The sequence below is a fragment of the Bacillus sp. ISL-47 genome, from assembly GCF_018613175.1.
Lineage (GTDB): Bacteria > Bacillota > Bacilli > Bacillales > Cytobacillaceae > Cytobacillus.
In genome coordinates this window covers 18,422-29,852 of sequence record NZ_JAGGQS010000073.1, presented here as the reverse complement: position 1 = coordinate 29,852, position 11,431 = coordinate 18,422, and the positions used below count along the sequence as shown (strand labels likewise).

Genomic DNA, 11,431 nt, shown 5'->3' with positions numbered 1-11,431 from the left:
TGCCGGGCGCACATGTGAAAATCTCCAGCTGCTTGCAGGAGATTTTTTGTTTCAATTATACTGGCCAATAAATGGATAGAAAAATATAGAATGGGAACCATAAATATAACAATACTTGGAGGTGTCATCCTTGAACCTGGATAAAGATATGCAATTTGAAATCAAAAGCAGTTTTGCTCCGAATCTTTACCGTTCTCAAACCTTGAAAATTCTCGAAGTAACACCAAGCAGTGTTGTGATTCAAATGGACAGATCAAGCGGGCGCGGTGTTTTTCCTGCAGAAAACTTCCACTATTGGATAAAAAGGGGGTCACTCATTAAACTGAATGACCATCATAGGAGAACGTCTTAGAACACTGGTTTTTAACTAGTGTTCTTTATTTAAGGCTCTTTCAAAAGATTGTTGTTTTTAAATAGATTTTGAATAAAAACATTGATATACAAGATTGGCTGATTGGAGCGTAATGTGCGAGATATCCTCTAAGATGCATACACATTTACTTCGTGCGGTGATGAGTCAAGGCTGCTTATTCAAAGTCCAGCAGGGGAGTGGGACGAGGCTCACCGCCCGTTCCACGGTTCGCTGTGCATCCTGATGAGGAAATCTTCCACTCCTCACTACTTGACTTAAAAGCAGCTAAGTTTGCGAAAAAAACCTTATTTAAAATATAGCACGTGAGTTGACTCAGGAAAGATACTGCATTTTTTAAAGCCGTTAGCTCTGTAGAATGTATCTGCTTTTTCGGTGTCTGTATGCAGAACAATTAAATCAAAATTTTCTTTGGCATAAGTCAAAATTGGCCCTAACAGCTCCTTTCCCACACCTATTCTGCGGTAACTGCTGGCAACATAGAATCTTCTTAATCTCCCAATGTTTGGTTCGTTTGAATACGGATCCTGATTAAGACCGCCAATTGCCACAATTTTGCCTAAGTGGTTCATAACGCAAAACAGACCTTCACCCCGGCGAGAGAATGTATTTATGCCACTTTGGTACTCGGCAATTAAGCGGGCTAAAAACCGAAAACCTTCAGATATACTTTCATCCAGCAGTTCTTTGATATCTAATGTTAACAAATTATCTATTTGAGTAAAACGGAACCTTTCCATGATCTCCCTCCTGAAAAACACTTGTCGACTTTTCGAAGAACCTGCCAAAACTTGAGAACAAAATGGTGAAATTGCGAAGAAACCTCTAAAACTTACGAACAATTTCAGTAATTTAGCGAAGAAATCATTAAAATTAGCAGATAAACTATGGCTAGCTTTAATTTTAAAGATTGAAGGAGGAAGTCCTTGTTAAAAACCGCCAGTTTTTCTTCAAAGTGTCGACTCTTTTGCAAGAATCAGCCTCCATTCTATCTTTCACAGGCAAAATCATCTTTATCTCGATCATGTTTTGAGTCATAAGCAGGATGTGTCGATGGAACTCCATTCGGATACACCTTTCTCAGCTCTGTACAGTTTTTGTAAGACTCTGATTGATTTTCTGATGACGATGAAGCACTGTTGCTGGACGAACTGCTGTCCGTTTCTGAGCCGCTTGAAATATTGCCGGTTCCAGAGCCTGACGATGAACCACCCGCACTGCTGCTGCCCGAAGAATCCAAATCACCCCTGGTTGTTCCTTCATTTCCAAATGCCCAGAGACCTTTACTGGCTTCTCTTGCTTCCCTGCCAAACTTCCTGAAAAATTCACTGTATTTCACATCCGGGTTATACGTTGATGGTTCAGCAAACCCGTTCAGCACTAAATGGGCGTTGAACATTTTGGTCCGCATTTCAGTCTCATCCATATCATCTGAAGGGATTTCTAGCCAAATGATTCTTAAAAGGCGGCCATATCGGTCTGTATCAGATACGTCCTTTTGCATCCAAACTTTTTTACCCGTTAACTTTGATGAGGTATATTGGCTGGCCTCTTTTCCATATTCTTCATCTTTTGTTGTAGACTCAGGTGTGTTGATTCCAATCAGGCGCACTTTTCTTCCATCTGATGTTTCAACCGTATCCCCATCAACTACTCTTCCTATAGTCACCAGCTCAAGACCTAAGCTGGCAGCAATCTGTTCTTCTTCCTTCTGCTGTCTCTCAGCTTCTTCTTGCTTCTCCTTTTCCGCTTTCTCAGCCTCTAGCCTAGCTTTCTCTTCAGCCTGCTTTTTTGCTTCCTCTTCTTCTGCAAGCTTATCTTCCTCTGCCTGCTGTTTCTCTTCGGTTTCCCGCTGCTCTTCTTTTGCCGTTTCTTCCTGTTTTGTATCTTCTTCAATGTCCTGGTCTGTTACAGTTTCGGTGGTCTCAGAAAATGCCACAGCCAAAAATATTGAGAGGATCATTCCCGCAGCCATGATCCAGCCTGATTTGTTAAAATTGGTTTTAAATCTGCGGTACTGATTGTTTAAAAACAATCCAATCAAAAAGACAACCAGCCCGATAAAAGCTGCTGGTGTCACTATTCCTAATAACAGCATAAATAATATAATAATAGTGAAAAAAACTCCTCTTAAAACCTTCACTCTTTCTATCCTCTCCCCTTTTAAATTCTGTATCAAGTATATCGTAAATAGACATCCCTTTAACCTATTCTTATCCACAAAATTAAATAACACCAACTCTTTTAAGAATTGGTGCTACTAATTATATTTTATAGGGTTATTGCTTTTTCCCAAAAATTTGTTCCTGCAGCCTTCTCCCGGTTGGAGTTGCAGCTAATCCGCCTTCTGCTGTTTCCCGTAATGCAGATGGCATAGTTTGGCCGATCTGGAACATGGCATGAATAACTTCATCGCAAGGAATGCGGCTTGTAATTCCAGCGAGAGCCATATCGGCTGCTGTCATTGCATTGGAAGCACCCATGGCATTTCGTTTCACACAGGGAACCTCTACAAGTCCGGCAACTGGGTCACAAACCAGACCGAGCATATTTTTCAGTGTAATCGCCATCGCTTCTGCAGCCTGGTTTGGTGTACCTCCTGCCATTTCCACAATAGATGCAGCTGCCATACCGCTAGCTGATCCTACTTCGGCTTGGCATCCGCCAGCCGCCCCGGAAATAGAAGCATTGTTTGCAACTACAAAGCCGAAAGCCGCTGAAGTGAAGAGGAATTCAATCATTTCTTTGCGAGTTGGATTTAAAACTTCCTTTACTGCGAACAATGTACCAGGCACAACGCCGGCAGAGCCGGCTGTTGGGGTAGCACAGATCGTTCCCATTGCGGCGTTTACTTCATTGGTCGCGACCGCTTTGCTGACGGCATCAAGCAAAATATTGCCTGATAATGCTTTTCCGCTTTTAATATATTTTTGAAGAAGAACAGCATCTCCGCCTGTCAATCCGGTTACAGACGTCACCCCATTCAAGCCGCGCTCAACCGCCTGCTCCATTACTGTCAGGTTACGGTCCATCTTTTCAAAAATTTCTTCACGCGTCCGGCCGGTAACTTCTATTTCTTGCTGAATCATAATTTCGGCAATTTTAACACCTTTATTATTTGCGAGCTCAACAAGCTCGGCAACATTTCTAAACAACATTAGTAATTCCCTCCTGGTGCACAGCGTCTTAACCTATTAGTCAACCATTCTAATAATTTGCGTAATATTTGGAAGCCCTTCCAGCTCGGCCATCACATCTTCGTCAATCTTCTGGTCCACTTCAATGACCATAATCGCCATTTTCCCTTTTTCTTTGCGGGAAACTTCCATATGTCCAATGTTGATTTGGTGCTTTGATAAAATGTTTGTTACAGCGGAAATTACGCCGAACTGATCGTTATGGACGACTAAGATAGCAGGATGCTCACCTGTCAATTTAAGTTCAAATGAATTTAACTCAGTTATTTCAATCGTTCCGCCCCCAATGGAGATTCCGACAAGCTCCAGATCTCTATCCCCTTCAGAAAGCTTAATTCTTACTGTATTAGGATGGTCTGTTACTGTGTCTTCCACTGTAAAGATCACTTCAATACCTGCCTCTTCTGCTAACTGCAGTGCAGAAGGGATCCGCTCATCAAATGTATCAAAATCCAAAATTCCGCCAACAATGGCCACGTCTGTGCCATGGCCTTTATAGGTTTTAGCGAATGACCCGTATAATGAAATTTCTGCTTTGGAAGGCTGCTTTCCAAAGAGTGTCCGGGCAACCCGCCCAATGCGTGCAGCTCCAGCTGTATGTGAACTTGAAGGACCGATCATAACCGGACCGATTATATCAAATGCAGATCTGTATTTCATTTTATATGCCCCTTTACTCTAATGGTCGTAATCTATCTTTTTAGCGGCAAGAGAAAATTGTAACATAAAGGTTCAAGATTTAAATACATTTTCTCACTATTTTTATACTAATTATAGTAAGCAAGGAAAGAATTGACTTATTTATGTTCGATAGCTGCTTCTGGATGCAGCTCATTAATGGTTCTGATTTTCTGCAAATAATTGTAAATCGTAAATTTAGAGACCCCCAGCACAGAGGCGACATAGTCTGTTGCCCCCTTAATCAGAAATGTCCCTTTATCTTCAAGCTGGCGTACACACTCAACCTTTTCATCAAGCGTCATGAGCGAAGGCGCCTTCTTAAATCCTTGAAGCACCTGTTCGACCATCTCGTGGATCACGTCCTGAACAGAATTATAGAAGTTTTCTGATTTGGAATGGCTGTCATCAAAGCCGATGAACTCTTCAATTTCACCGCTAAATTGCATCAGCAAACTTATATCGTAATTCAGGCACAATGCGCCAATTACCTTATTTTCATCATCACGAAGAAAAATCGTGGATGATTTCATGATATTTCCCTTTTTAGATTGCGTTTTATAATTCGCGATATCGTTTACATCATTCTCATGCTTGGCTAGTTCATTTAACACGAGGTCAGTAATAGGAGAGCCGATTTTTCGGTCTGTTACATTCCCGGCAATATGAATAAGCGATTTTTTTAAGTCGCTGAAATCGTGGACAGCCACTTCACATCGTGAACCAAACATTTTTACAAGCATATCAGCAGTCCGGATCGCCAAGTCAAATACAGGCTTATGGCATTCCTTCAATTTCTGTCACTTCCTTCTGTAATCGCTTTCATTAATATACTACTCTATATTTCTCAATAATTGAATCATAACATAAAAAATAAATTAATTAAAATAAAATTTTAATAACTACAAAAAAATTGTAAACAATCATACAGATCGTAAATAGATCTTATACTTGTATAGAAAAATGCCACATCTCCAAGCGGATGTGGCATCTACTGCTTATACGTTTCTCAGTACTAAGTATAACCTATTTACACGCTCGCTCTTTTCTTCTTCAGATGCAAGGTCGAACTTTTTTAATAGATGAAAAACTTCATTTAATAAATCCTGGGTATGTTCTTCCTGGAAGAAGGATTGAAATAATGGTTTCATATCCTCTGGAAGAAATTCTGCCTGCTGTTCAAATTTTTTCTGTACGTCTTCTTGTGAATGGTCTAACTTACATTCGCTCATTGTTATCCCTCCTGAATATAGAACTGTTCTACTTGCATTTTACTATGTTAGGACACATTTTTCTAATTTACCTTCCTTCACCCTGGTTAAAACCTAAAGCTTCTGCATAGATTCTTCAAATTTTTCGAATATAATAGAAGTAATAGATCTGAAATGAGTGAGTTCTTTGAAGAATCTTTCCTTAAAATTGGGGTTATTGTTTTTTCTAATCCTTTTCGGGCTTGAAACCTTTACGTTTTTCTTTTTACATAGCACACTTGTTGAATCTCGTGTGGAAGAAGAATTGATTGCTCTCCAAACAAGAGGCAACTCTCATCGTGCAATCCTTGAAAGACATTTTGATAACGATACCATTTCCCATGTAGCCTTAATGGAGTCTGAAGCCAATACTGATGTGGTCATTACAAATATAAATAAAAACATTCTTGGTTCATCTGTAAGAAGCTCCTCCATTCAAGAATATATTGATAGGCCCATTCCTACAATTCCCAGAGAAGGGCAAACGATCGGTGATAATTGGACGGATGAGGATTATATTTCTACCGTAAGCCCCATTGAACAGGAAGGCCAGCTTATCGGCCATGTTTATATGTTTCAGGATACAGCATGGATTCAATCCCTTATTTCCCGTTTAAATGAACAGTTTTTGCTTGCAGGGTTCATAGCTGTTATCTTTACCATTACGATTATTATTTTTCTATCAAAAGCACTGGCAAAACCTTTAATAAAAATGAAAGAAGCAACATCGCAAATCAGTAAGGGTGATTTTTCTGTTTCCCTTCCCAAAACAGGTAATGATGAACTTGGGGATTTGGCAAAATCAATACAGTTATTAGCCAATGATTTAAGCTACTTAAAAGAGGAACGCAGCGAGTTTTTATCAAGCATTTCACATGAACTTCGCACTCCGCTTACCTACATTAAAGGCTATGCGGATATCGTCCAAAAACGAAATCTTACTGCAGAAGAAAGAAATCAATATTTATCGATTATCCTGGAAGAAACAAACCGCCTCTCAGATATGGTTAAAAATCTTTTTGATTTGGCGAAAATTGATAAAAATTCTTTTGATATTCACAAAACACCGATTGACCTCAATGATTTTATGAGAAAAATTGAAGCAAAATTTACACCTGCCTTTATGGATAAAAGGATGATACTTGTTGTAAATTGCCCGGAAGCTATCCAGTTAAATGCTGATGCATCCAGACTTGAACAAATCATCTTTAATCTTTTGGATAACAGTATTAAATATTCTTCACCGGATGGAAAAACAGCAATTACTGTAAGCAGGCACAAAAAGAATATCAATATTAGGATAAAAGATAACGGAAAAGGAATTCCGGAACATGAACTGCCTTATATTTTTAATCGCTTCTACAGAGTGGATAAATCACGCACAAGAGCCCTTGGTGGAACGGGGCTCGGTCTCGCCATTGTAAAAGAGCTTATCCATGCCCATGGAGGGACCATTACTGTAAAAAGCAAAGAAAATATAGGAACTGAATTTGAAATGGTTTTTAAGGGAGACAATGTTTGATGAAAACAATACTGCTGGTAGATGATGAAACAAGAATGCTTGATTTGATTTCTTTATATTTAACACCACGCGGCTACAATTGCATTAAATCCACATCAGGCGCAGATGCTTTGCTTTATCTTGATTCCCATTCTGCAGATCTCATTCTTCTGGATGTGATGATGCCTGAAATGGATGGCTGGATAGTATGCCGGGAGATTAAAAAGTTTTGGGATATTCCAATCATTATGCTGACTGCCAAAAGCGAGAAACCTGATATTGTCAAAGGCCTAAACATTGGAGCAGATGATTATATTTTGAAACCGTTTGATGAAGATGAGTTGGTCGCAAGAATTGAAGCGGTCCTCAGAAGAAGTCAATCAGACGGAAAGACATTAACCTTTAAGGGATTAGTATTAAAAGAGGATTCATTTGAACTGCTTTTTAAGAACAAAGAAATCCTTTTAACCCCAAAAGAATTTTCTATGCTTAAGCTTTTTCTTGCTAACACGAACAAGGTTTTTTCAAGAGAGCATTTGATTGGTTCCGTTTGGGGATATGGTGTATCCATTGAAGATCGCACGATCGATTCACATGTTCGCAATTTACGTGAAAAACTGCGGAAAGCTGGTTTCCCGGCTGATGATTATCTACTGACTGTCTGGGGAGTCGGCTACAAATGGACCGGAAAGGAATAAGGAATGTTTTCTGATATTCTTTTATGGATTTCCGGACATCCTTTATTTGCAGCACTTTTTAGTATTATGATGAATGTAGGAGTCGCCATTACAGGGGTTCTCCCAAGTGCCTTTATAACGGTCGGCACTATTGCCGTATTTGACTTGAACTGGGGTTTATTCATTTTAATTATTGGCGAAGCTGCTGGAGCGGTCGTAAGCTTCGTTCTATACCGTAAAGGGATCTCCAAACTATTCTCTATTTTTCCGAAGATCAAAAATAAGGATAACAAATTTTTGCTTAAACTTAAAAATGCTGAGGGTACTACTGCCTTTTTTATCGTTATTTTACTAAGAATCTTGCCATTCGTCCCATCTGGAGCAGTAACACTGACTGCAGCCTTTAGCAAAATGGGGTTGCTTTCATTCAGCCTGGCCAGCACACTTGGGAAGATTCCCGCTTTAATTATTGAGGCATACACAATCTCGGAAGCACTTAAATTAAAAACAGAAATGCAAATTGGGATCATTCTATTGATTGCCGTAATGTTTTTGCTTTATTTGATATGGAAAAGAGGAGTTAACTAAAGGACAGTTTAAAACTGTTCTTTTTGTTTTGACACTCCATCCTCAAATTAATATTTTGTCATGATGACAAGCCGTGTAGTGATAAACATAGGAAGAGGGTGAATTTTTTGGTATTAGGGGGATTAAAATGATACTTAAATCGATGGATTTAAGCCTTATGGCTGAACACTTAAACATTCATAAAACCGTTATCGAAAAGTTAAAGCTGTTTTTCTGCTCCGTGGAAAATCCTGAAATGCGGCAGGTCATTTATGAACAAATAGTCATTATGGACAATCATGTCAGGGTCATGATTAGCCTAATGGACCCACAGGTCAACGAGAACATAGGTGTAGAAGCTTTAACGGAAGTAAAACCCGTTCCAATTGACTGTAAATCTCCAGTTACTCAGCTAACCCAGCAAAATATTGCCATTGAAGGACGCCATACTGCCAGGTCAATGGCACTTGATAACTTTACTTCAGCTTTATCTATGAAAGCTGAAAACATTAAGAATATTCATGTTCAAATGGCTCTCCAGCAGGCCAGGATTCAGGATGAATATTCTCATATTATAAAAGAAAAAGGGTGGGAGCATGTGCCGGATGCTTCACGTGAAGAACAGGTTGAGGCAATGAATGCATTTAAAAAGAAATATTCTAAATAAATCCCTTTAAAAAACAGCATCTTTTCTCTCTTCAAGCAGAGTGTTGATGCTGTTTCCTTTTTCATTTATATTTTCTTCGTTGCCGCACGTAAATTCTCAATTCCAACCCTTTTCACAAATTTATGGAAAGCTTCTCTTTTCTTGCCGTTTTGCTGATATATTCCTATTAGTTTATCAATGGCAGAATATAAGTGGTCAGGATTCAGGCCTTCCATGTAGAGTGTTCCCGCTTCGGCGTCCCTGCCTTTTGATTTACCTCCAATATATAAATCATAGGTATCTTTCATCTTCATAATTCCAATATCATTCATGAGAGGTTCCCCGCAGCCAACCGGACATCCAGTATAGGCAGGCTTTAGTGTAAAGGGTACAGGTCTGCCTGCAATTCGCTTATTAATTTCCTTCGCCACAGGCATCCCTTCCTCCTCTTCACCTTTGCAAAAATTACAGGTTCTCAGGCTTTTCACATAGCTCCCAACAGGATAGCAATATAAACCCGCCTGTTCAAACTCTTTAATGATCTCTTCTTTCCTTTCAGCATCAATTTCTAGATAGAGCTGCTGAAAGGTAGTCAGTTCAAGTTCACCGTTTTCTTCCATATATTTTGTCAAAATTATTAGTTGTTTAGCGGTAAGTTTTGCTCCAAAATTTATGCCACCGTTGACTGCGAGCTTTACTTTTTCTTTCATTTCGGCCATAAAAATTCCCCTTTGCTTCTTATTTTAATTAAATCTATAATCCTTCTTTTATTATACAATACCCCTCTATAGTATAAAAGTTTTACCTCATTAAAAAAGAACTTACCCTATTAAAAGAGTAAGTTCTTTTATGACCGATTAATTATTTATTCAGCAGGAGAAAGCTCGGTTTCTGTTACCCACATATGGTTTGTTACTTCTTCTCCATCTGTTGTAGTAAAATCAACCATATAGACGGTCATTTCCTCCGCAGAATCGATTTCGGCTGCTGCGCCTTCCATGCCCTCCATATGGCTGGCATTTACTTTAACCTCGTCACCTTCTGCAAATGGCTCCTCTTTAGCATTGGCAATTTCCTGATGGACAACCCATTTATGATTTTCTACCCTTTCTCCGCCAGTGGTTGGTGTATAGGAAATAGTATAAACTGTTGTATCATAAGCACCAACGATGGTTGCCTCAGCGCCCTCCATGCCTTCCATATGTCCATGTGTTATGATCGCTTTACTGCCGACTTCATATTTTGGATTCTCACTGACTTTTAATCCTTCAGGGACTTCACCTGAGCCTGAGTGATCCATACTAGTATGGTCTCCAGAATGATTGGTGCTTTCTTCAGAAGCTGTATTGTTTTCAGCAGTTTCTTCAGGACTTGCTTCCTCCCCATTTCCTCCGCACGCAGCTAACATTAACACAACTGACAATGAAACAAACCCTGTCGCTAATTTCTTTCCTTTGATCATTCCAAAATCCTCCTTTTTATTTTGAACATATTATTACAAGAAATTGTGCAGAAAATAAGGAGCAACTAATACAATATCCAGATAATTATTCCCTGAAAGAACGGATATAATACTCAAATACAAATAGGTTCATAGACACTTATAAAAAAACCCCTTGCTTATGAGCAAGGGGCGGAATAATCAATTCATTATACTGATTACATTAGGAGTATCTCCACTTTAACAGTATCTACTACAATATTTTCTCTGGATCTATTAAATACTCCAGTAAGTTATGGTATCCAGAATACCCAGTAATAACATTAGAGCACCGGTAACCTTTTGGACTCCTGATCCAAGCTTTCTCCCCTTTTTCTTCATCAGCTTCCCGCCAAGTCCAAAATACCAAATTAAGAAAATAGCCATAATCAGCGGGAGTGAAGTCCCAATTGCAAAAATTGCTGGTAGAACTGGTCCATAACTTACTGCCATTGCCATTGGCATAAGTGTGATAAAAAATAAGACGAACATTGTAGGACAGAAACCCAGCGTAAAACTGACACCCATGAAAAAAGCACCGAGGGGGCCCTTTTTTTGCAACTTCTCCGGAATACTTCCCAAGGTAAAACTTTTGTGAAATTTAATAACACCAAATAAAAATAAACCTATTAAAATAAATAACGGCCCGACAATTTTTCTAAACCATGGAAAATAAGCAGTTAAAGATGTCTTAATTTCCACCCCCAGAATCCATACAAGTAACCCAAGGCCAGTAAAAACAACGATTTTGCCAAGAATAAAAAACAGAACCTCAGCCCACGCTGTTCTTTTTTGAATAGATTGATTTCCGAAAATAGTAATCGCCCCAAGGTTTCCTGTAAATTGACATGGCGCTAAAGCTCCTACTATCCCTAAAATAAACGCAGAAAACAGAGGAACCCCCTTTGTATCCAGACCTAAACTAATCAATGGCTGGCTTATATAATTACTGATTTGGCTAAAAATTTCATACATCGTGACCTGCTCCTAATTGCTTCAGATTATTAACATAAAGTCTTTCTATTTGGCTGTTTTCGCAAAAGTATTGTAGAGAGGTTGATTTCC

Annotated in this window: 14 protein-coding genes; 5 read left to right on the top strand and 9 right to left on the bottom strand. The window is 39.1% G+C overall.

Annotation, left to right across the window (positions count from 1 at the left end; translation table 11 throughout):
- Window positions 1-121 precede the first annotated feature (121 nt).
- A complete protein-coding gene (locus tag J7I93_RS22550) occupies window positions 122-352 on the top strand; it encodes a hypothetical protein (RefSeq protein ID WP_353050291.1) in 231 nt (76 codons plus the stop codon).
- A gap of 305 nt (window positions 353-657) precedes the next feature.
- On the opposite strand, the gene J7I93_RS22545 is transcribed toward J7I93_RS22550, so the two are convergent.
- From J7I93_RS22545 to J7I93_RS22520, 6 genes are all read right to left on the bottom strand, one after another.
- Window positions 658-1,110 (bottom strand): GNAT family N-acetyltransferase, encoded by a 453-nt coding sequence (locus J7I93_RS22545; protein ID WP_214728725.1) that lies wholly within the window; start codon window positions 1,108-1,110, stop codon window positions 658-660.
- A 248-nt stretch (window positions 1,111-1,358) separates the two neighbouring features.
- A complete protein-coding gene (locus J7I93_RS22540; protein ID WP_214988675.1) occupies window positions 1,359-2,513 on the bottom strand; it encodes a thermonuclease family protein in 1,155 nt (384 codons plus the stop codon).
- A 136-nt stretch (window positions 2,514-2,649) separates the two neighbouring features.
- Window positions 2,650-3,525: an L-serine ammonia-lyase, iron-sulfur-dependent, subunit alpha gene (gene sdaAA / locus J7I93_RS22535; protein ID WP_214728744.1), complete on the bottom strand. Its 876-nt coding sequence runs from the start codon at window positions 3,523-3,525 to the stop codon at window positions 2,650-2,652.
- A gap of 39 nt (window positions 3,526-3,564) precedes the next feature.
- Complete coding sequence (sdaAB, locus tag J7I93_RS22530) at window positions 3,565-4,227, bottom strand: L-serine ammonia-lyase, iron-sulfur-dependent subunit beta (RefSeq protein WP_214728723.1); 663 nt, start codon at window positions 4,225-4,227, stop codon at window positions 3,565-3,567.
- Window positions 4,228-4,364: 137 nt separating this feature from the next.
- On the bottom strand, window positions 4,365-5,039 hold the full coding sequence (locus J7I93_RS22525; protein WP_214728721.1) for a helix-turn-helix transcriptional regulator: 675 nt from the start codon (window positions 5,037-5,039) through the stop codon (window positions 4,365-4,367).
- Window positions 5,040-5,243: 204 nt separating this feature from the next.
- Window positions 5,244-5,477, bottom strand: coding sequence for a group-specific protein (locus J7I93_RS22520; protein WP_214728719.1), 234 nt, complete (start codon window positions 5,475-5,477; stop codon window positions 5,244-5,246).
- 166 nt (window positions 5,478-5,643) lie between these two features.
- Between J7I93_RS22520 and J7I93_RS22515 the strand changes: the two genes are divergently transcribed.
- The 4 genes from J7I93_RS22515 to J7I93_RS22500 all read left to right on the top strand — a co-directional run bounded on the left by J7I93_RS22515 (window position 5,644) and on the right by J7I93_RS22500 (window position 8,907).
- Window positions 5,644-7,017, top strand: a complete 1,374-nt coding sequence (locus J7I93_RS22515) for a HAMP domain-containing sensor histidine kinase (RefSeq protein WP_214728717.1) — start codon at window positions 5,644-5,646, stop codon at window positions 7,015-7,017.
- Window positions 7,017-7,694 carry a response regulator transcription factor gene (locus J7I93_RS22510; RefSeq protein ID WP_214728742.1) on the top strand — a complete coding sequence of 226 codons (678 nt, stop codon included), beginning with the start codon at window positions 7,017-7,019 and terminating at the stop codon, window positions 7,692-7,694. Before J7I93_RS22515 ends, J7I93_RS22510 begins: the two co-directional genes overlap by 1 nt.
- Window positions 7,695-7,697: 3 nt before the next feature.
- Window positions 7,698-8,261 carry a TVP38/TMEM64 family protein gene (locus J7I93_RS22505; protein WP_214728715.1) on the top strand — a complete coding sequence of 188 codons (564 nt, stop codon included), beginning with the start codon at window positions 7,698-7,700 and terminating at the stop codon, window positions 8,259-8,261.
- Between the two features lie 127 nt (window positions 8,262-8,388).
- Entirely contained in the window at window positions 8,389-8,907 is a 519-nt protein-coding gene (locus J7I93_RS22500) for a hypothetical protein (RefSeq protein ID WP_214728713.1), read from the top strand.
- Window positions 8,908-8,972: 65 nt separating this feature from the next.
- Here J7I93_RS22500 and J7I93_RS22495 read toward each other — a convergent pair whose 3' ends face one another.
- The 3 genes from J7I93_RS22495 to J7I93_RS22485 form a co-directional block, all read right to left on the bottom strand.
- Window positions 8,973-9,605, bottom strand: coding sequence for a nitrite reductase (locus J7I93_RS22495; RefSeq protein WP_214728711.1), 633 nt, complete (start codon window positions 9,603-9,605; stop codon window positions 8,973-8,975).
- A 146-nt stretch (window positions 9,606-9,751) separates the two neighbouring features.
- A complete protein-coding gene (locus J7I93_RS22490) occupies window positions 9,752-10,348 on the bottom strand; it encodes a YdhK family protein (protein WP_214728709.1) in 597 nt (198 codons plus the stop codon).
- 255 nt (window positions 10,349-10,603) lie between these two features.
- Entirely contained in the window at window positions 10,604-11,341 is a 738-nt protein-coding gene (locus J7I93_RS22485; RefSeq protein WP_214728707.1) for an urease accessory protein UreH domain-containing protein, read from the bottom strand.
- Window positions 11,342-11,431: the final 90 nt, after the last annotated feature.